Annotated in this window: 23 protein-coding genes; 8 read left to right on the plus strand and 15 right to left on the minus strand. The window is 33.1% G+C overall.

Features of this window, described 5'->3' with window-relative positions; all coding sequences use genetic code 11:
* Window positions 1–26: 26 nt before the first annotated feature.
* The 4 genes from ftsH to HA143_RS07290 all read right to left on the minus strand — a co-directional run bounded on the left by ftsH (window position 27) and on the right by HA143_RS07290 (window position 3,845).
* Window positions 27–1,889, minus strand: a complete 1,863-nt coding sequence (gene ftsH, locus HA143_RS07275) for an ATP-dependent zinc metalloprotease FtsH (protein WP_209085234.1) — start codon at window positions 1,887–1,889, stop codon at window positions 27–29.
* A gap of 119 nt (window positions 1,890–2,008) precedes the next feature.
* The gene (ribD, locus tag HA143_RS07280) at window positions 2,009–3,103 is read right to left on the minus strand and encodes a bifunctional diaminohydroxyphosphoribosylaminopyrimidine deaminase/5-amino-6-(5-phosphoribosylamino)uracil reductase RibD (protein WP_209085242.1); all 1,095 of its coding nucleotides are present in this window, start codon (window positions 3,101–3,103) and stop codon (window positions 2,009–2,011) included.
* A gap of 15 nt (window positions 3,104–3,118) precedes the next feature.
* Window positions 3,119–3,619: a DUF3122 domain-containing protein gene (locus HA143_RS07285; protein WP_209085244.1), complete on the minus strand. Its 501-nt coding sequence runs from the start codon at window positions 3,617–3,619 to the stop codon at window positions 3,119–3,121.
* A complete protein-coding gene (locus HA143_RS07290) occupies window positions 3,594–3,845 on the minus strand; it encodes a hypothetical protein (RefSeq protein WP_209085246.1) in 252 nt (83 codons plus the stop codon). The genes HA143_RS07285 and HA143_RS07290 overlap by 26 nt, the downstream gene beginning before the upstream one ends.
* Window positions 3,846–3,928: 83 nt before the next feature.
* On the opposite strand from HA143_RS07290, the gene cbiT reads away from it, so the two are divergent.
* A complete protein-coding gene (gene cbiT / locus HA143_RS07295) occupies window positions 3,929–5,203 on the plus strand; it encodes a precorrin-6Y C5,15-methyltransferase (decarboxylating) subunit CbiT (protein WP_209085249.1) in 1,275 nt (424 codons plus the stop codon).
* 13 nt (window positions 5,204–5,216) lie between these two features.
* On the opposite strand, the gene HA143_RS07300 is transcribed toward cbiT, so the two are convergent.
* Window positions 5,217–6,125 (minus strand): NAD(+) kinase, encoded by a 909-nt coding sequence (locus HA143_RS07300; RefSeq protein ID WP_209085252.1) that lies wholly within the window; start codon window positions 6,123–6,125, stop codon window positions 5,217–5,219.
* A gap of 70 nt (window positions 6,126–6,195) precedes the next feature.
* On the minus strand, window positions 6,196–7,203 hold the full coding sequence (gene pheS, locus HA143_RS07305) for a phenylalanine--tRNA ligase subunit alpha (RefSeq protein WP_209085255.1): 1,008 nt from the start codon (window positions 7,201–7,203) through the stop codon (window positions 6,196–6,198).
* Between the two features lie 68 nt (window positions 7,204–7,271).
* On the opposite strand from pheS, the gene surE reads away from it, so the two are divergent.
* Entirely contained in the window at window positions 7,272–8,081 is an 810-nt protein-coding gene (gene surE, locus HA143_RS07310; protein ID WP_209085257.1) for a 5'/3'-nucleotidase SurE, read from the plus strand.
* Here surE and HA143_RS07315 read toward each other — a convergent pair.
* On the minus strand, window positions 8,061–8,594 hold the full coding sequence (locus HA143_RS07315; protein ID WP_209085259.1) for a DUF3611 family protein: 534 nt from the start codon (window positions 8,592–8,594) through the stop codon (window positions 8,061–8,063). The two genes, surE and HA143_RS07315, sit on opposite strands and share 21 nt — an antisense overlap.
* 68 nt (window positions 8,595–8,662) lie before the next feature.
* Here HA143_RS07315 and HA143_RS07320 point away from each other — a divergent pair, with 68 nt between their 5' ends.
* From HA143_RS07320 to HA143_RS09850, 5 genes are all read left to right on the plus strand, one after another.
* Entirely contained in the window at window positions 8,663–9,586 is a 924-nt protein-coding gene (locus HA143_RS07320; RefSeq protein WP_209085262.1) for a bifunctional riboflavin kinase/FAD synthetase, read from the plus strand.
* Window positions 9,587–9,593: 7 nt separating this feature from the next.
* Window positions 9,594–10,682 (plus strand): thiamine phosphate synthase, encoded by a 1,089-nt coding sequence (locus HA143_RS07325; RefSeq protein WP_209085264.1) that lies wholly within the window; start codon window positions 9,594–9,596, stop codon window positions 10,680–10,682.
* The gene (gene thiS / locus HA143_RS07330) at window positions 10,639–10,848 is read left to right on the plus strand and encodes a sulfur carrier protein ThiS (protein WP_209085266.1); all 210 of its coding nucleotides are present in this window, start codon (window positions 10,639–10,641) and stop codon (window positions 10,846–10,848) included. Before HA143_RS07325 ends, thiS begins: the two co-directional genes overlap by 44 nt.
* 112 nt (window positions 10,849–10,960) lie before the next feature.
* Complete coding sequence (locus tag HA143_RS07335) at window positions 10,961–11,128, plus strand: hypothetical protein (RefSeq protein WP_209085268.1); 168 nt, start codon at window positions 10,961–10,963, stop codon at window positions 11,126–11,128.
* A 67-nt stretch (window positions 11,129–11,195) separates the two neighbouring features.
* Window positions 11,196–11,327 (plus strand): hypothetical protein, encoded by a 132-nt coding sequence (locus HA143_RS09850; RefSeq protein ID WP_011376917.1) that lies wholly within the window; start codon window positions 11,196–11,198, stop codon window positions 11,325–11,327.
* 5 nt (window positions 11,328–11,332) lie between these two features.
* On the opposite strand, the gene larB is transcribed toward HA143_RS09850, so the two are convergent.
* Genes larB through era form a run of 4 tightly spaced genes read right to left on the minus strand, consistent with a single transcriptional unit; the run spans window position 11,333 to window position 14,561 of the window.
* Window positions 11,333–11,989: a nickel pincer cofactor biosynthesis protein LarB gene (larB, locus tag HA143_RS07340; RefSeq protein WP_209085272.1), complete on the minus strand. Its 657-nt coding sequence runs from the start codon at window positions 11,987–11,989 to the stop codon at window positions 11,333–11,335.
* On the minus strand, window positions 11,986–12,432 hold the full coding sequence (locus HA143_RS07345; RefSeq protein ID WP_209085276.1) for a TIGR03792 family protein: 447 nt from the start codon (window positions 12,430–12,432) through the stop codon (window positions 11,986–11,988). Before HA143_RS07345 ends, larB begins: the two co-directional genes overlap by 4 nt.
* Complete coding sequence (trmD, locus tag HA143_RS07350; RefSeq protein WP_209085280.1) at window positions 12,429–13,649, minus strand: tRNA (guanosine(37)-N1)-methyltransferase TrmD; 1,221 nt, start codon at window positions 13,647–13,649, stop codon at window positions 12,429–12,431. Before trmD ends, HA143_RS07345 begins: the two co-directional genes overlap by 4 nt.
* Window positions 13,650–14,561 carry a GTPase Era gene (gene era / locus HA143_RS07355; RefSeq protein WP_209085284.1) on the minus strand — a complete coding sequence of 304 codons (912 nt, stop codon included), beginning with the start codon at window positions 14,559–14,561 and terminating at the stop codon, window positions 13,650–13,652. It abuts the gene before it with no gap.
* A gap of 38 nt (window positions 14,562–14,599) precedes the next feature.
* Here era and HA143_RS07360 point away from each other — a divergent pair, with 38 nt between their 5' ends.
* Entirely contained in the window at window positions 14,600–15,127 is a 528-nt protein-coding gene (locus HA143_RS07360; RefSeq protein ID WP_209085288.1) for a hypothetical protein, read from the plus strand.
* A gap of 53 nt (window positions 15,128–15,180) precedes the next feature.
* Here the strand turns inward: HA143_RS07360 and HA143_RS07365 are convergent, their stop codons facing one another.
* The 4 genes from HA143_RS07365 to ffh all read right to left on the minus strand — a co-directional run bounded on the left by HA143_RS07365 (window position 15,181) and on the right by ffh (window position 18,856).
* Window positions 15,181–15,909, minus strand: a complete 729-nt coding sequence (locus HA143_RS07365) for a Bax inhibitor-1/YccA family protein (protein WP_209085293.1) — start codon at window positions 15,907–15,909, stop codon at window positions 15,181–15,183.
* Window positions 15,910–15,982: 73 nt separating this feature from the next.
* Complete coding sequence (locus HA143_RS07370) at window positions 15,983–16,939, minus strand: PhoH family protein (RefSeq protein WP_209085302.1); 957 nt, start codon at window positions 16,937–16,939, stop codon at window positions 15,983–15,985.
* Window positions 16,940–16,975: 36 nt separating this feature from the next.
* Window positions 16,976–17,341 carry a 30S ribosomal protein S16 gene (gene rpsP / locus HA143_RS07375; protein WP_209085314.1) on the minus strand — a complete coding sequence of 122 codons (366 nt, stop codon included), beginning with the start codon at window positions 17,339–17,341 and terminating at the stop codon, window positions 16,976–16,978.
* Between the two features lie 54 nt (window positions 17,342–17,395).
* Window positions 17,396–18,856 (minus strand): signal recognition particle protein, encoded by a 1,461-nt coding sequence (gene ffh / locus HA143_RS07380; RefSeq protein WP_209085317.1) that lies wholly within the window; start codon window positions 18,854–18,856, stop codon window positions 17,396–17,398.
* Window positions 18,857–18,882: the final 26 nt, after the last annotated feature.

The raw sequence follows: 18,882 nt of genomic DNA on the forward strand, positions 1-18,882 counted from the left end.
ATATTTCTAGTGAAATCAAGATTCTACTATGCAGGCAATTTAGTTTCTGCTAGTAGAGTTTTTAAATCTTCCCCTTCAATAACTTCTTCTTTAAGTATTTTTTGGGATATCGATTCTAGTAGTGGTAAATTATTTCTTAAAATATTTAAGGCAGTCTCATGAGCATCATCTACTAAGTCCCTAACTTCTTTATCTATAGCTTGTGCAGTGGCATCACTAACAGACCTTCTTGGATTATTACCATTTCCTAAGAATTGTCCGCCACCTTGTTTATCATAAGCCAAAGGGCCAAGTATATCACTCATCCCAAAAGTACCTACCATTTGTTCAGCAATATCAGTTGCTCTTTGGAGATCATTAGAAGCACCTGTTGTAATTTTCCCAAAAACAACCTCCTCAGCAGATCTACCTCCTAGGAGTGTAGCTATTTGCCCTTTCAACTCTTCTTTAGAATTAAGAAATCTTTCTTCAGTAGGAAGCTGGAGTGTATATCCTAAAGCACTCATACCTCTTGGTACAATTGAAATTTTCGCAACTTTTGATCCTCCAGGCATTAAATGACCAACTATTGCATGCCCAACTTCGTGATAAGCAACAACTTTTTTCTCATCATCTTGAAGAACTCTACTTTTCTTCTCCAAACCTGCAACAACTCTTTCAATAGCCTCACTCAAATCTTGTTGCTCAACACTTTTTCTTTTGGCTCTAGCAGCTAATAATGCGGCTTCATTTACCATATTTGCTAAATCTGCTCCTGCGAATCCACTTGTAGCTTGAGCAATGGAATCTAAATCGATGGATTCTGCTAATTTAACTTTTTTGGTGTAAATTTCTAAAATTGTTTTTCTGCCAGACAAATCAGGCCTATCTACCAATACTTGTCTGTCAAATCTTCCAGGTCTTAATAATGCCGCATCAAGTACTTCTGGTTGGTTGGTTGCAGCAAGTACAATTACAGGCTTATCTGTAGAAGCAAAACCATCCATTTCCGTAAGTAGCTGATTTAATGTTTGTTCTCTTTCATCATTACCACCAACAACTCCCATTGAACCTGAACGACTTTTTCCAATAGCATCCAATTCGTCAATGAAGATAATACATGGTGCTTTTTTCTTGGCTTGTTCAAACAAATCTCTAACTCTGGCTGCTCCAGCTCCAACAAACAATTCTACAAACTCGGAACCTGAAATAATAAAGAAAGGGACTTCAGCCTCTCCAGCAACAGCTTTAGAGAGGAGAGTCTTTCCAGTTCCAGGAGGGCCTACAAGAAGAACTCCTTTGGGAATTCTAGCCCCAATATCTGTATATCTCTCAGGTCTTTTTAAGAAGTCAACTATTTCAGTTAATTCGTCCTTAGCTTCATCAACTCCTGCCACATCATCAAATGTTACTTTTGATTCATCATCGGGTACATAAACTTTGGCTTTACTTTTAGTAAAACTTAGAGCTCCTTGAGCACCTCCGCCTCCCATACTTCTTCTGGCGAAAAATTGTAAAACGAGGATAAAAATTAAAGGCGGAACAACCCAGCTTAAAATTGTTGAGAAGATGTTAGGTTTTTTGGGAGGAGCAGCAGCAAATTCTACCCCCTTACTTTCTAACCTTTGTGGAAGGTCCATGTCAAAAATTGGGGTTGTTGCTAAAACCGAAGGTGCGCCTTCTTCTGCTCCATTTAACTCATATCTAATTTGTTCTTGCGTAATATAAGCTCTTTTTACTTCTCCATCATTCACTTGATCTATAAATAAAGAGTAAGGAACCCTAGGTATTTGCATATTTTGATTAGGGAAAAGACTACTAAATAAAAGTAATGCTCCAACTCCTATTAAGATGATATTAACAATTCCAAATCTTCTATTAGGTTGATTATCATCTTGTCTTATTGGCATGGTAGTGATCAATTTTTACTCATTATAAACTAAACAAAAAGTTTCCGTATCCGTATTATTTTTTTTGGGTAAGAACCGAACGCTATATACTTTGATGAATAAGAATTAAGTATGAAAAATTAATTTTCAAATGAATTCTTAACGCATATATCATTACCGATCAAACTAACCTGTGAATTACTTAATTTAATAATTTCATCCATTTCTCTAAAGTCAAAATCACCAAAGGGATTCATACTATTTTCTCCACCTAATATTTTTGGAGCAATAAAAGTAATAATTTCCTGAATACAATTAGTTTGGATAGCGGCGGTAGCCAATCTAGGACCACATTCCCACAGGATTTTATTACACCCTCTTTTAGCAAGTAATTTTGAAATTAACTCTGGATTATCTGATGGTATCTTTTCAACCTCCACACATTTTGGAATCCTTTTGAGGTAGCTTTCATTTGCTGTGGAAGAATCATAAATAACTATAGTTTTTGCTTTATTACAATCCCAAAGACTAGATTTTGAGGGGAGATCTAAACTTTTTGTAAAAACAACTCGCAAAGGCTCAGGATTTTTTGAACCTCTGGTAGTCAAAAGTGGATTATCTTTCCTTAATGTGTTTCCACCAATGATTATTGCATCAAATTCTGCTCTAAAAGAATGAACTATTGACCTTGATTGCTCACTAGTAATCCATTTACTTTTGCCATTTTTTAAACCTATTCGGCCATCAATACTCATAGCCCATTTAAGAACACCAAATGACTTTTTTGTAATATTCCTATGAATGAAAGCTTTATTTAATTCTAAGGATTCTTTTTTACATAATCCTAAGTGAACTCGAATTCCAGCTTCTTTTAGCAATTTAATACCTTTACCAGAGACTCTTTTATCAGGATCTTGAATAGATACATATACCTTTCTTATCCCTGACGATATTACTTTATCTACACATGGAGGTGTTTTACCTTGGTGGCAGCAAGGTTCAAGATTTACATACATTGATCCCCCTTTAGCATCCTTTTTTAAATTCCTAAAAGCCATTGCCTCGGCATGGGGCATCCCGGCCTTGAAATGAAATCCTTCTGAAATAAGGTTTCCATTTTTATCAAGTATTACTGCTCCCACCTTTGGGTTAGGACTAGTTGTATTTTTACCTAAAGAAGCCAAAAAAATTGCTCTTTTCATCCATTTTGTATGGCTTACATTTTTTTTAGACATTTCTTCTATCAATAATCAACTTAATGATCTCCATTCTTTAACTAGGTAAGGAGGAACAGGTAACTCAGAAAAAACTCCTGACAAAAATAATCTTAATGGTCTATTTTTATCTAAATTTTTAATCAATTCATCAAGATCAAATTCTGCAGCAGCTTGTCTTCCATCATTTGCTAATTCTACATTAAGTAATGTTTTATCATCTAAAAGCCACTGTTTTCTGCCTGATTCAACCCTCAAGTCAGTGGGATGATCAATCCTAAGATTTCCTGGATAACCTATTACTCTCAAGATCAATTTATCTGCAAATAGAGGTGATTTATAAGCTACTAATTGCCAAGTTTCAAAGTCCAAGTCCCTTAAAAACTCACTACTAGCATTTATTAACTCCCCATTTATTTCTGTTTCTGCAACTTCTGCAGATACTTTTATTGGGTTAAAAATAAAGGATAGTAGTAAAATCAAAAGTAATATTCCTTTTAAAAAAATATTTTTATTTGATTTTGTAATTTTCTTCATTTTCAGAATCCATAAGGGCATCTAAAGTTACAGCTGTTCTTACAATAGCTTGATACCTTTTGATTATTTTACGATTTTTTTCTATAACTCGAGATAAATTCAAAGTGTCTTTTTCAGAATAGCTAGATGTTAAATCGCTAGAATCTTCCTCAATAAACTCAAATTCATTATCCTTATTAATTAGAGTTAACAATAAATCATGTAATCTCTTTCTCCTTTCAGACAATTAATTTACTATGATAACTCGAATAATCATAAAATAATTTAATAAAACATTCAAACAGTTTAGTTCCTTTTCATTAAATATTGATGACTGAAGTTAATAGAAAAATTCATATAGTAGGTATTAATTCATATATATTTGAAGATTTACCTTCCAAATTACAAGATTTATTTATAAAGACAGGAAATATTGCAGTTCCGAATTCATATTTTGAAGAAATTAAATCATGGAGCGAAAATGATTTAGAAAAAAAGAAATTATTTTTTTCGAGTAACAGTAATAACGAACTTGTTAACTGGCTTAGATCTCAAAAAACTGATGTTATTTTAATTTCGAGAGGAGATCCACTTTGGTTTGGAATAGGTAGAATCCTACTAGAAAATTTTTCAAAAGATGAATTAAGTTTCTACCCTTCAAATACTTGCATTCAATTAGCGTTTAGTAAGTTAAAGATCCCATGGCAAGATACTGTTAATGTAAGTATGCACGGCAGAGATTCGACTAAGTTAGTTGAGGCTCTAAAAGCAAAGCCTTCAAGTTTGGCTATTATTACAGATTCCAATAACAAAAGTTTAGAAATAATCAAAAAAAACTTATCAGAATTAAATCTGATTGATTTCTATGATTTTTGGCTCTGTGAAGAGATAGGCTTCGACAATGAAAATATAAGAAAATTAAATCTTAAAGATTCATTGCCCTCAGACATATCAAGTTTGAACATTGTTGTTCTTACAGAAACAAAGAAAAATTACTCAAATAATAATCTCCCTATTTTCGGAATCAGTGACCATATTTTTAAAACTTTTGATGATAGACCAAATTTATTAACTAAAAGGGAGGTTCGCGTTCAAATCCTAGCTGATCTAGAGCTCCCTAAAAATGGTGTCATCTGGGATATAGGAGCAGGTTGTGGGTCAATTGGTTTAGAGGCATTAAAATTAAGGCCTAATTTAGATTTGTTTTGTATCGACAAAAGGATTGGCTCAAAAGCATTAATACTAGAGAACTCAAAAAGGCTTGGAGTTAAACCAAAATTTATTTTTGAAGAAGACATAAACAATACCTTGAATACAAGAAATTTAAGTTCTTTTGAAATACCTAATAGATTAGTAGTTGGAGGATGTGATAAAAAGACTAAAATTCAAATTATTAATAAACTTACTCAGGGTATGAATATTGGAGACATTATAGTTATACCAATAATTGACATTCAAACTATTAAAGAATTGAAAGAGGAATTAGAAGATAAAAATTTCAAAACCAATTTAAATTTAATTCAGACCTATAAAAGCTTAAGTATCGCTGAGGGAATTAGATTAGAGCCAAATAATCCTGTTTTTTTATTAAAAGGGAAAAAATAAATTTCGATAATTGTTATTTGTTAGGTTTAGCCACATGGGGCAAACCCCAACCTAGTTTATTTCTTAAAACCTGGAAAAATTCATGATCTTCAAGTCTAATAAACTTTACTGAGTGTTTACTTTTTCTTATTAAAACTCTATCTTCAGGCCAAACATAACAACCAGCATTTCCATCAACAACCATTACCAACCTTTCAGGAGTTGCGGGGAAAACAGTCACTGGCTCTGAATCATTAAAAACCAATGCCCTTGAGGCCAATGAATGTGGAGCAATTGGAGTTAATTGCACAACTGGGCAATCAGGTGTAATAACTGGTCCTCCAGCACTCAGAGAATAAGCAGTAGAACCAGTTGGAGTAGATAAAATTACGCCATCAGCTGAAATATCCACAGGAGCATGTCGCCCTATAGAAATCTCAAAATGACACATACTTGTAAGAGGTTCTCTATGAAGGGCCATTTCATTAAGGCATAGAGACTCCCATCTTCTCTGTTCATTCCTCATAACACTTATTATGAAGCAAGTTCTTTCTTCAATATCCCAATTTCCAGCAATGATTTTATCTATTGCTTCATCAAGATTTGATAAATAAGCTTCCGCAAGAAAACCTAAATGACCTGTATTTATTGTAAGGATTGGAATTTTAGCAGGTGCTGTTTGCCTTGCTGCAGATAGAACAGTTCCATCTCCACCAAGAACAATTGCAAATTCCATTGACGAGTCAAACCCCTCTGGAACACAGTTCTTATACCCCAAAGGACGAACATGTTGATCAGGATTGGCGAATCCAACCATTCCGCCAGAGCTACTAACTCTTACAACTTCATAATTGGATTTTTCCAATTTATTCTGAACTGAACTTGCAGTTTGAACAGCAAGTTCTTTCCCATCATTAACGATTAGCCCTGCTTTACGTACCAATCAAAAAACTAAAACTATAACTATTTTAAACTAATTTGCTTGACAATCCTAATTTAAAATTTCAATTTTATTAGAACTGTTCTAAGAATCTAAGATCATTTGTATAAAATTTTCTTATGTCGTCAATCTGATGTCTTACCATGCAAAATCTTTCAACTCCTAATCCAGCTGCGAATCCGGTCCATGTCTCAGAATCTATTCCTAATTTTTCTAAGACCTTAGGATCTACCATTCCGCATCCCATTACTTCTAACCATTTACCTTTCCATTGAACATCTACTTCGGCTGAAGGTTCAGTAAATGGGAAATAACTAGCTCTAAATCTTACAGGGATATCTCCAAAAAATGTCTTTAAAAAAGTAAGAACCGTTCCTCTTAGATGACTAAAATTAATACCTTTATCTATACATAAAACCTCAACCTGATTAAATACAGGAGAATGAGTAGCATCTACAGCATCTCTCCTGTAAACTCTTCCTGGAGCAATAATTCTTACTGGAGGAGGATTATTTTCCAAGTATCTTATCTGAACGGGAGAAGTATGAGTCCTCAAAAGTCGATTCTCATCTAAATAGAAAGTATCCTGCATATCTCTCGCAGGATGATTTTTAGGTATATTGAGAGACTCAAAATTATAAAAATCAGTTTCTATTTCAGGTCCACTTTCAACTGAATATCCTAAACCACAAAAAATATCTATGATCTCATCTTGAGTTGAAATTAAAGGATGTTTACTTCCAGGGGGGGTTCCAATTGGAGGAATAGTTACATCAATTTTTTCTGTTTTAATCTTTTTCTCTAAGGCTTCACTATTTAATTGATTTTTTCTTTTGGTTATTAATTCTTGCAAATTAATCTTTATTAAATTTGCCTTCTGACCAACAATTGGTCTATCAGTAGCAGATAATTGACCCATTGTTTTCAAGATAATTGACAAATGGCCCTTTTTCCCTAGCAAGGAAACTCTTAATTGATCCAGTTCTTCCTTAGTATTGGAATTATCTATATTATTTTTTGCTTTAAGAGAAAGATTATTTAGTTTTTCCTCAATTTGACTTAATGATTCAATTTGACTCACTGATATAGTAAAAATAAGTATTGCTTTATCTTACTTAAATATCGTCCATAAATAAAATGTATTGATTAATGAAACCGTTAAATATATTAATTAGCAATGATGATGGTGTTTTTGCTGCGGGGATAAGAGCTTTAGCAAAATCAGCGCAAAAAAGAGGGCATAAGGTAAAAGTAGTATGTCCTGACCAAGAAAGATCAGCTACTGGTCATGGTCTTACTTTACAATCTCCATTAAGAGTGGAAAGAGCGGACGAATTATTTGGGGAAGGCATTGAAGCTTGGGGATGTTCTGGCACGCCTGCTGATTGCGTCAAATTAGCACTATCTGAACTCTTGGATAATAAACCTGATCTAATTCTATCTGGAATAAATCACGGGCCCAATTTAGGAACAGATATTTTTTGTTCAGGGACAGTCGCTGCAGCGATGGAAGGCACCTTAGAAAATGTTCCTTCCATGGCAATAAGTGTTGCTAGTTTTAAATGGAAGAATTTTGAATTTGCTGGAGAAATTGCAATGAATATTGCCGAACAAGCAATTATTGATAGCTGGCCAGCTTCACTTCTATTAAACTTGAATATACCTCCTTGCGAGAAAAGTAAAATAAAAGAATTATCCTGGACAAGATTATCAGTAAGAAAATATAAAAATCAATTTTCCAAAAGGGAAGACCCAAGGGGTGACGATTATTATTGGTTGGCAGGTGAGGTAGTTTTAGATCTCAAATCAAAAGGTTATGGTCCAAAAAACTGGCCCAGTGACGTATCTCAAATACAAGACAATAAAATTTCGCTTACACCTGTAGAACCAGATTTATTTTGGAGGGGTAATTTAGACGACTTACCTAAAATTAATAATTTATTTGTAAATCCTTCTTAAAAGCCATAAAGAAAAGCAAAGACCTAAAAAATGCGCAGCAATAACTTGTGTATTACTGAGAACTGATAATATTTCAAGTCCAGTAATTGGGATATCAGATGTCGCTGTTATCAATTGTCCAGTTGTTTGAGAGGATGCTTGTATAAATAGAGCACCCATAAGAGCTTGATATCCAATTAATCCAAACAAAATTCCTAATAAATCGACTATGAGACCTCTTTTTATTAATTTACTAGTTTGTCCTCTTGAGGGTCTTGCGTTGCTTGCGATTGCTCTACCAGTTCTAACTATTAACCAACCTTGCCAAAGACTAAAAAGTAGTAAAATCAAGGATATTGTTGTAAGTGATAGTCCAGGCGCTAAGCCAAGCTGTCCTTCGTTATTATTAACAACATTTGAAAAAAGCAAAACAGCCGCAACGACAACACCTAAAATGGATTGAACCCAAAAGCGTATCCATCCAATGCGTCGCATTCCAAATGAAAGGGACTGAAAATCAATTTTGTCAGACATTCATTTGATTGAATAAACTATAATCTATTCAAATTTGCCATCAAAATCATAAAATTGCACGTAATCTTTTGATCTCTTTAATATCGCCATCTGAAGTTAAGAATCCTACTTCAATAGCTATTGGAAGTTTTGATGGCCTACATGCTGGCCACAGAAAATTAATAAAAAGTGTAGTTGAAGAAAATCTATATACCCCAACAATTGCGAGTTTCTGGCCACATCCCAGAGAAGTTCTATATAAAGAAACGCGCCTTAGACTTGATCTCCCAGATGAAAAACTACCTATTCTTGAAGATCTTGGGATTGAACAATTAGTTCTGATTCCCTTTGATAAGGAACTATCTAAATTAAGTGCAGAAAGATTTGTAAGAGAAATCTTAATAAATCAATTACAGGCAAAAAACATTTCTGTAGGTGCTAATTTTAAATTTGGTTTTAAAAGAAGTGGAGACATAAATACTATAAAAAATACAATTAAAGATACGGATATAAAACTAAAAATTACTCCTATTTTAGAAGACAAAGAAGGTAGAATCAGCAGCAGCAGAATAAGAGATTTATTAGAGAAAAGTGATCTGAAAAATGCTTTCAAAATTCTTAATAGGCCTTATAGTTTTAATGGAAAGGTTGTTAAAGGTAAAGGGATTGGAAAAAGTATAGGATGGCCCACAGCAAATCTTGAAATAGATGGCAGAAAATTTTTACCAGGAGAAGGAGTCTATGCAGCTTGGACTACCATTGAAAATTCCAACCAAAAAATTGAATCTGTTATGAATCTTGGCTCTCAACCAACAATAAATCCTTTATTGCCATCTGCTGTTGAAGTTCATTTAATAAATAAAGATATTGATCTATATGGTTTAAATCTATCTGTAGAACCAGTTGAAAAGCTTAGATCTCAAATCAAGTTCAAGAATATAGACCAACTTTCTAATCAAATAAAAACAGATAGAGATAATGCCCTAAGAATTTTTAAAAATTACAAAAAATAAATTACCAATGCGGAATTCCGATACTACAAACGCTGAAGATTTAAGAATTTATCAAATTATTGACGCTAATCTTGATAGAGCTAGAGAAGGACTAAGAGTACTAGAGGATTGGGCCAGATTTGGTCTAGGCAAAGAAAAATATGTTGAAAGGATTAAAAATTTTAGACAAATTTTAGGGAAAAATCATTTAGAAGTTTATAAACAATCTAGGAATCATATTGAGGACAAATGCAAAGGATTAACTCATCAAGAGCAAATCAAAAGAAAGAGCTCTGAGCAAATCTTAAGTTCTAATTCAGGTAGAGTTCAAGAAGCATTAAGAGTGATAGAAGAATTCTCAAGGCTACATAATCATGAGCTTTCAAAAATCGCTTCGGCAATAAGATATGAAATTTATTCTCTAGAAGTCGACTTATTAAGTTTAAGCAAGCATAAGAATTCGGAGGAAATATTAAAACAAAATGACTTATATGTCATCACAGATCAAAAGGAAAACTTATTAGAAATAATAGAAGAGATTTTAATTGCTGGAGTAAGAATCATTCAACATAGATTTAAAACGGGAACTGATAAAGATCATCTTAAAGAAGCAATTCAGATTAAAAATCTATGTAAAAGATATAATTCGTTGTTAATTATTAACGATAGAGTTGATATAGCTTTAGCTTCAAATGCTGATGGAATTCATCTTGGACAAGATGATTTAGATTTAAAAACCGCAAGAAAATTATTAGGATATTCAAAAATTATTGGTATGAGCGCAAATAATGAAATTGATATTTCTAATGCTCTTAAAGAGGGTTGTGATTACATAGGAATAGGACCAGTATTTGAAACTGCAACAAAAAAGAACAAAAAGCCTATAGGTATTGAAAAGATCAAAACATTAACAAAAGATTTGAATATTCCTTGGTTTGCTATCGGAGGAGTTACGACAAAAAATCTTTCATATTTAAAAAGCAATGGTTTTAAAAAAGTTGCCTTAGTTTCTCAATTAATGAATTCTGAAGATCCTAAAGAAGACGCTATTATGATTTTAAAAGAGTTGTCTCATGAAAATCAAGGTAAATGGCGAGGAAAAAAAAATAGAACTTGATCAAGAAAATGCTCTACTATCTAAAGCGCTATATTACATGGGATATAAACCCAACACAATTGTTGTCGAGTTAAACAATTTAATTATTAATTCAATAAAATGGGACAAAGTGAAACTTAAAGATGGGGATAATTTAGAAATCGTTTCAATAGTTGGTGGTGGTTAAAAGATAAAATCTTTGTATATTAAAAATCTTCATATTTTTTTAAGTTTAAGCTTGAAACAATAACCAATTTTTTTCTGTTTTCGTTTTATATTTTTAATACTTAAATAAAATAATGAAAGAAAAAATTGATAGCAATTCAAGATCCCTAAAATGGGAGCAAAATGGGGAGTTAGCCCATAAAGATCTTTCGGAGTTAATAGAAAGATTAAAAAATGTAGAAAGTGAACATGCCTCTTCTGAGTTGTCTAGATTAGGTACAAAATCAAACATTAAAGATTAAATTTGTTACTTAGATCTTGTTTTTATAAAAATTTGTACCAAATTATAGTTACTGAATATAAAAATAAATGCCTAAAAGATTTCCAGAGTGGGTAAACACAGAAGTCGTTATAAAGGCAATCAAAATGCGAGAAGAAGGAATGCTTTCAAAACAACTTAATTTATGGATAGAAAACCTTTTAGAAATAGAAAAAAAGTAAGTTATTTAGGAAATACTTTTAATAATTCTCAGAGCTGCCATTGCCGCTCCGTAACCATTATCTATATTCATAACTGCAATACCTGGGGAACAACTTGACAACATGCTATTTAAAGCAGTTTCTCCATCCTTGCTTACGCCGTAGCCTACAGAGACAGGTACTGCAATTATTGGTTGTGCCAACAATCCTCCAACAACTGTTGCTAAAGCTCCTTCCATTCCAGCACAAACTATTAATACATCATATTTATTAATTTCTTCTAACTGACTCAATAATCGGTGAAGTCCTGCCACTCCAACATCAATAAAAGATTGAAAATTCACTCCATAAATTTTAAGAGCTAATTGTGCTTCAAGTGTTACGGCCAAATCACTTGAGCCTCCTGAAATTATGGCAACTTTTTTATTTGTATTTATTTTATTCAGATTTTTCCCAATTATTAGGCAATTTGCTTCTTCATAGAATCGTGCATCATCATACAAATCTAAAAGATAATTAGCCTTTTCACTATTAATCCTAGTAATGAAAACAACCTCATTTTTACTTAAAACACTTTCAGATAATCTCTTTAATTGGTCTATACTTTTGTCTTGCCCCCAAATAGCCTCAATGAGTCCAAGCCTCTCTCTCCTTTGAAAATCAAACTTGATATCAAAATTCATCTTTGCTTATCTAACTCTCCCTCAAAAATCAATTCAAAAGGATTTTCTCCTACATTTAGTGCAGCCTTAACATTATCTTCAAATCTTTGTTGGACTACATTTACTTCTGACATTGGTATGCTTTTCCATAATTTCTTGTTTTCCCAATTTACCAATATTAAAGCTTCTTCTTTTTCTTTATCCCAAAATAATTGTCTCCCCAAAAAACCTTTTTGAGAAGATAACCATGGCTCCCATATTTCTTGTTCAGCATTCAACCATACTGCTTTTACATCGGCAGGGACTTTAAGTCTTAATTCCTCTATGACCATTTCACCTTGATAATTATCCATAGTAATAGCTTTTAAATTGGGAATATCAAATTGAAAACTTAAAACTACTAAGCAAATTAATACTAAACAAAATCTTTGAAAAAATGAAATTAAATTTAAATTAAATTTCATTTTTTCTCAAGTAGCACTACTGAATGGCAACTTATACCCTCTTCTCTCCCTTCTGGACCCAATTTTTCATTTGTAGTGGCTTTAATCCCAATTAAATTTTCATCAATATTTAAGATTTTAGAAATGTTTTTTTTCATTAGTTTTATATGTGGCATGATTTTTGGCCTTTCAGCGACAAGAACACTATCAATATTATTTATTTCCCAACCTTCTTGTCTTATCAAATCAATTACTTTTGATAACAAAAACAAGCTGTCAGCATTTTTCCATTTTTCATCAGATGGGGGGAAATACTTTCCTATGTCGCCCAGGGAAAGTGCTCCCAATAATGCATCCATTATTGAGTGACTTAAAACATCAGCATCACTATGACCATCCAATCCTAATTTTTCAGGATGATGCAATTTTACACCTCCAATAATTAAATCTCTATCCTCTACTAGTCTGTGAATATCGTAGCCATTACCTATTCTAAATTTCATGCATTGATTATGTTCTTTTATTATTCTCTTACTTTGTGGGGATTTTTTGTAGTTTTCATTTGAAATTAAGTCACTTCTTCTCTCCATTGTTCTTTCAATACTTTTTCGTCTTCTCCACGATTTAATCTCTTCATGATTACCGCTCACTAAAATATCTGGTACTTTCATATCTTTAAAAGTTAACGGCCTCGTGTATTGAGGATATTCTAATAAAGAAGAATTATGACTCTCATCCACTAAGGAGTTTGGATCACCAAGAGTTCCTGGTAATAATCTAGTCAACCCGTTAATTATTGATATAGCAGGTATTTCACCTCCAGAAAGTATATAATCACCTATCGATATCTCTTCATCAGCTAATAATCTAATCCTTTCATCAAAACCTTCATATTGACCACAAATTATTATTATTTGATCCAAAGTGGACCATCTCGCAAGATCCTTTTGCTTTAAGACTTTACCCTGTGGGGTCATCAACAAAGTTTTACTTTTAGGTGATTTTCTAATTGATTCATATGCCTTATAAATAGGTTCAGGTTTTAATACCATGCCTGCTCCTCCTCCATAAGGCTTATCGTCTACTTGTCTGTAAGAGCCTTCTCCATATTCTCTTAAATCATGTAAATTTACATCGATCAAATTCTTATCTATAGCTCTTGTTATAACCCCTAAATTATTTATTAATTCAAAAGCTTTAGGAAACAATGTAATCACATCAAAATTAAAACTACTCATCTAGAAATCTTCCTCATAACCAAACTCAATTAACCTTGATTCTTTTTTTCTCCAATTTGGAACAACTTTCACAAACAACTCCAGGTGAACTGGACCATCAATCAATTTTGACATATTTGATCTTGCTGACTGTCCAATAATTTTTAACATTGAACCTTTCTTTCCAATCAGAATACCTTTTTGAGTTGATCTTTCAACAATAATAGTAGCCAAAATAGCTGTAAAACTTTTGCCATTTTTTCTTTTCATTTCCTCTATCTTTTCTATCTTTACTGCAACACTATGAGGTACTTCTTCTCTTGTATTTATTAACACCTGCTCTCTTACTAAATCAGATAATAAATTATCTAATGGTTGGTCGCATATCGTATCTTCGCCATAAAGTTTTGGCCCCTCTGGAAGAAAATTAAGTACCATATCGACTAGTTCAGAACATCCTTCTCCTTGAGAAGCACTTACAATATGAAAATTTCTATTAATTCCAAAAAATCTTCTATATTGATCTAATCGTAAATTCCTAAATTCTTTATTAACCAAATCCCACTTATTTAATGCAACAATGAACTCAGTTTTATTTGCGATTAAAAAGTTCAATATATATTCATCACCTCTACCAGGTTCTTCACTTGAATCAATTACAAAAATTACCATATCAACTCCATTAATTGCAGATTTTGCATTTTTTACTAATATCTCTCCAAGGCGATGATGAGGTTTATGAACTCCTGGTGTATCTACAAAAATTATTTGCCCATTGTTTGTAGTAAGTATTCCTTTTAATTTATTTCTAGTAGTTTGCGCTATTGGAGAAGTAATAGTTATTTTTTCTCCAATCAATTTATTTATTAAAGTAGATTTACCCACATTTGGCCTTCCTAGTAAAGTTACAAACCCAGATCTATAATTGGTCAAAGACTTTTAATGAATCAATAATAAAATTCTGATCAAAAATGAAAAAAAAAACCATAAATTTAAAAGAAGCTTCGTTTACACAAGCAATAAACATATCCGCACAATGGTGTAAAGAGTGGGGTGAAGATTTACTAAGCGATGAGGTTTTAGCAGATAGAATTGCAGAGCTAATTAAAACAAGAAATGGACTCAGAGGATTTTTTGCGTACGCTTTATCAGATAAAGATTGTTTTTTGTTAGATAAACTTCCTTTCTCACTAATTTACAAACTGAACGCAGGAGGGGATGCTGTAGCAGAAATAGTAGTAAAAAACCTAATAATGAGTTCCGCTCAAATTATTTTTCATCGAAGAGATAACAATCATGAATATGAGATGACATCAGAAAATATTTCAGATAGATGTAAAGCTATTTTGAGACTGCTTGGATCTAAGTCAGTTACAAATTCTGTCAATCAAATCATTAGAGACCTAGATAATATGGGAAATAGTTTTGATAATTCAGTAAAATATGACTCGGAACAAAAGGAATTTATAAAAAAACAAATTCTTGATATCACCCAATAAAAAAGCGTAGAAATTTTCTACGCTTGATTAGTTAACAGCTTTTTAATGTAGAATTAATCCCTTCTTCCGCCACCATTTAGTGCAATCATTAACCTAAGAATGAATACAAATAGATTTATATAAGTTAAGTACATCCCAAGAGCTCCTGCCAAATATTGATCGTCGCTATATCTTCTTGGCATGGTGTAGAAATCAACAAAAGACATTGCTACAAATAAAACAGTTCCAAATCCTGCTATTAACAATTCAAAGCCACCTGTTCCAAATGCTGGAGAGAAAATACTACCAACTAACTGAATTACCATCGCAATAACAAGTCCAATCAACCCTAGACCTACTACTCCGCTTAGTGCCTGCCCAACACTATCACTCATCCTTTGGCCAGTGTAAGAAGCGATAATAAATGTGATACCTGTTGCTAATGCTGCGGTGGCAATAGATCCAACACCAATAGTTAATGCTGCATAAGCAATAATTCCACTTAAAGTAAATCCAGTAAGCAAACTGTATGTTGCCAACAAAGGTAAAGCTTTAGTGTTATTTGCATTATTAGCAGCGCTAGAAGCTACAAAAAACAAAACTAATTGGGCAATAATTGCTACTAAAAATAAAGGTCCGTATATGGGGCTTTGAGAAAGAGTCAATCCTCCAAGAGCACCAACGGATGTTAAAGCCATTCCCCCACCAACGTAAGGTAGAGCTTTTTGAACTACATTAGGTCCAACAATTGAACTTGTTTGTGCTTCACGAATAGCTTGATTAAAATTACTACTTGCTGGCATTTTTTTAATTAAATATGTTTTTATTCTACTTGATTTTTAAAATTTCAGGGTACGGATCACCCGAGTTATAAAATTATTGATAAGCCTCAATAATTTTCTGAACTAAAGAATGACGAACTACATCTTCAAAAGTTAAGTAACAAAATTTTATACCTTCCGTTTCAGAGAAAATTCTTGATGCTTCGATGAGGCCACTTTCCTGATCTTTTTTTAAATCAATTTGAGTAATATCCCCGTTTACAACCATTTTTGATCTCTCACCTAATCTGGTTAAAAACATTCTCATTTGAGAGCAAGTTGTGTTTTGGGCTTCATCTAAAATAACCAAAGAGTTATCCAAGGTTCTGCCTCGCATAAATGCTAATGGAGCAACTTCAATAATTCCCTTATCGATTAACGAATTTGTTCTATCAAAGCCAAAAATACTATGTAAAGAGTCAAATAGGGGTCTCAAATATGGGTCTACTTTTTGTTGCAAATCTCCAGGCAGGAATCCCAAACTTTCACCAGCTTCTACAGCTGGTCTGGTTAAAACAATTTTTTCTATTTTTTTCTCGTTCAATAGTCTTGCTGCGCAAACAGTTGCCAAAAATGTCTTGCCAGTTCCAGCTGGACCAATTGCGAAAGTAAGATCAAAGTTTTCAATTGATTCAACATATTCTTTTTGCCTTATAGTTCTTGGTCTTAAATATCTTCCTTCTTTGGAACGCGCAAGAACTTTTTTCCCAAGTTCAGCATGTGAAGATGACTCCCCCATATTTAAAGAACTCAGAGCTGCTTTAAGATCTACCTCTGGTACTTCTAGCCCTTGTTCCCAAATTGGTCTTGTCAGCTCTACTAATGCTGATGCTCTCTCTATCTTGGAGATGACACCGTTCATCTCAAGTTGTAAACCTCTTATAGTTAATGATACTCCCGTTAGAGATTCAAACTTTTTTAAGAAAGAATTCCCAGGGCCAGATAATGCTGTGGCAGCATCAGAGCTTGGCAAATCAATTGTGAAGTGACCATTTTTGGAAACTTCTTTCATTTAATTACTGTAAAAGAATAAAAATTTATCAATTCACTAGCTTTCAGTGTCTTTACTATCGCCTTCAGCTTTACTACTATCAGTTTCTTCGTCTTTAGTTTTAGCTTTTGCTAATTTTTCCTTTTGTAACTTTGCCTTACCAATAGCTATAGAGGGTCTCTCAATTTTTTCTAATAACCCCCCTTTCTCTAATAAAGTTCTTACAACATCAGTTGGCTGAGCTCCCTGAGTAAGTCTTATTCTTAAAGCTTCTGTATCAAGCCTAGTTTCTTTAGTTCTTGGGTTATAAAAACCTAATTCTTGTAAAGGTCTACCATCTCTTCTGGAAGTACTATTGGATGCAACAATTCTGAAACTTGCCTCTTTTTTCTTTCCAAAGCGCTTAAGGCGCAATTTAATCATCTTAAATTAGTGTGTTTTTAATAATAATATCATTTAAAGGTAAAAATTTAGAAACTATAAATCAGCGAAACCTTTTTTCTTTTTATTATTTTTTTGTTTTTTCATTGGTTTATTAGCATTCAAACCTCCCATTCCAGGCATTCCTCCCATTCCAGGCATTCCTCCCATTCCAGGCATTCCTCCCATTCCAGGCATTCCTCCCATTCCAGGCATTCCTCCATTTGACATTTGTTTCATAAAACCTCTCATTCTTTGAAAATCAGCTAATACTTTATCGACATCTTTTGCTTCATATCCACTACCTTGAGCAATTCTTTGTCTTCTTGACGGCTGAGCAGCAAGAACCTCAGGTTTCTGCTTCTCCTCAATAGTCATTGAAGAAATCATAGATTCTATTTTCTTGAGTTGATCTTCTCCATTTTTTATCATCCCATCATCGATTTTATTCATTCCAGGTATTAATTTCATTAATCCTCCAAGTGATCCCATCCTTTTAATTAATCTCATTTGCTTTACAAAATCATTAAAATCAAAAGTTGCTTCTTGAAGTTTCTTTTGCATCGCTTCTGCATCAGCAAGTTCAACTTCTTTTTGGGCTTTTTCAACAAGTGTCAATACATCACCCATGCCTAAGATTCTGCTAGCCATTCTTTCTGGATGGAATGGTTGCAGTGCTTCTATTTTTTCACCGACACCAATAAATTTAATTGGCTTGCCACTTATTTTCCTTATTGATAAAGCAGCTCCACCTCTAGAGTCTCCATCCAACTTGGTTAGTATCGCCCCAGAAATCCCTACTTTTTCATGAAATGACTTTGTCAAATCAGCAGCTTCTTGCCCAATCATAGAATCAACAACAAGTAAAACTTCATCAGGATTTGAAACTTCTTTTATTCGAACCATTTCACTCATCATTGAATCATCAATTTGCAATCTTCCTGCAGTGTCAATAATGATCGAATTAAAATTATTTTCACTAGCAAAATTCAATGCATCTTTTGTTATATCTTCTGGTTTACTATTTTTTTCTTTCGCTGAAAAAACTTCCAAGTCATATTGACTTCCTAATGTTTTGAGTTGCTCCACAGCTGCTGGCCGATAAATATCTGCAGCCACCAAAAGAACTTTTTGATCTTTTTCCTTCAGATAAAGGCCTAATTTTCCTGTTGCAGTTGTTTTACCAGCTCCCTGAAGTCCAGCCATTAAAATCACTGTAGGACTATTTTCATTTTCATTTAATGGGGAATTTTCAATCCCCATAATATTAATCAATTCTTTATTTACAACTTCTATAAATTTTTGACCTGGATTTACACCCCTAACTACTTCTTCACCGATAGCTTTATCTTTAACATCTGAAATAAACTCTTTTACTACAGATAAACTTACATCTGCATCTAGGAGTGCCCTTTTTACATCCTTCAAGGCATCGTTGATATTATTTTCACTAATTTTTGCTTCGCCTCTTAAACCCTTGACTGCGTCTTCAAAGCGTGATGAGAGTTCATCAAACATTATTAAAAAGTATTTTTAATAATTAT

The organism is Prochlorococcus marinus CUG1415, from assembly GCF_017696015.1.
In the GTDB taxonomy this organism is placed as follows: domain Bacteria; phylum Cyanobacteriota; class Cyanobacteriia; order PCC-6307; family Cyanobiaceae; genus Prochlorococcus_A; species Prochlorococcus_A marinus_AE.

Bases quoted from the DNA above. Each gene is read 5' to 3' on its own strand.
- HA143_RS07345 (WP_209085276.1), bottom strand. From the start codon at position 12,432: ATGAAATTTAATTTAAATTTAATTTCATTTTTTCAAAGATTTTGTTTA.
- ftsH (WP_209085234.1), bottom strand. From the start codon at position 1,889: ATGCCAATAAGACAAGATGATAATCAACCTAATAGAAGATTTGGAATT.
- HA143_RS07370 (WP_209085302.1), bottom strand. From the start codon at position 16,939: ATGAAAGAAGTTTCCAAAAATGGTCACTTCACAATTGATTTGCCAAGC.
- cbiT (WP_209085249.1), top strand. From the start codon at position 3,929: ATGACTGAAGTTAATAGAAAAATTCATATAGTAGGTATTAATTCATAT.
- HA143_RS07335 (WP_209085268.1), top strand. From the start codon at position 10,961: ATGAAAGAAAAAATTGATAGCAATTCAAGATCCCTAAAATGGGAGCAA.
- rpsP (WP_209085314.1), bottom strand. From the start codon at position 17,341: ATGATTAAATTGCGCCTTAAGCGCTTTGGAAAGAAAAAAGAGGCAAGT.
- HA143_RS09850 (WP_011376917.1), top strand. From the start codon at position 11,196: ATGCCTAAAAGATTTCCAGAGTGGGTAAACACAGAAGTCGTTATAAAG.
- HA143_RS07315 (WP_209085259.1), bottom strand. From the start codon at position 8,594: ATGTCTGACAAAATTGATTTTCAGTCCCTTTCATTTGGAATGCGACGC.
- ribD (WP_209085242.1), bottom strand. From the start codon at position 3,103: ATGTCTAAAAAAAATGTAAGCCATACAAAATGGATGAAAAGAGCAATT.
- HA143_RS07325 (WP_209085264.1), top strand. From the start codon at position 9,594: ATGCGGAATTCCGATACTACAAACGCTGAAGATTTAAGAATTTATCAA.
- surE (WP_209085257.1), top strand. From the start codon at position 7,272: ATGAAACCGTTAAATATATTAATTAGCAATGATGATGGTGTTTTTGCT.
- larB (WP_209085272.1), bottom strand. From the start codon at position 11,989: ATGAATTTTGATATCAAGTTTGATTTTCAAAGGAGAGAGAGGCTTGGA.
- HA143_RS07360 (WP_209085288.1), top strand. From the start codon at position 14,600: ATGAAAAAAAAAACCATAAATTTAAAAGAAGCTTCGTTTACACAAGCA.
- trmD (WP_209085280.1), bottom strand. From the start codon at position 13,649: ATGAGTAGTTTTAATTTTGATGTGATTACATTGTTTCCTAAAGCTTTT.
- thiS (WP_209085266.1), top strand. From the start codon at position 10,639: ATGAAAATCAAGGTAAATGGCGAGGAAAAAAAAATAGAACTTGATCAA.
- HA143_RS07285 (WP_209085244.1), bottom strand. From the start codon at position 3,619: ATGAAGAAAATTACAAAATCAAATAAAAATATTTTTTTAAAAGGAATA.
- HA143_RS07365 (WP_209085293.1), bottom strand. From the start codon at position 15,909: ATGCCAGCAAGTAGTAATTTTAATCAAGCTATTCGTGAAGCACAAACA.
- ffh (WP_209085317.1), bottom strand. From the start codon at position 18,856: ATGTTTGATGAACTCTCATCACGCTTTGAAGACGCAGTCAAGGGTTTA.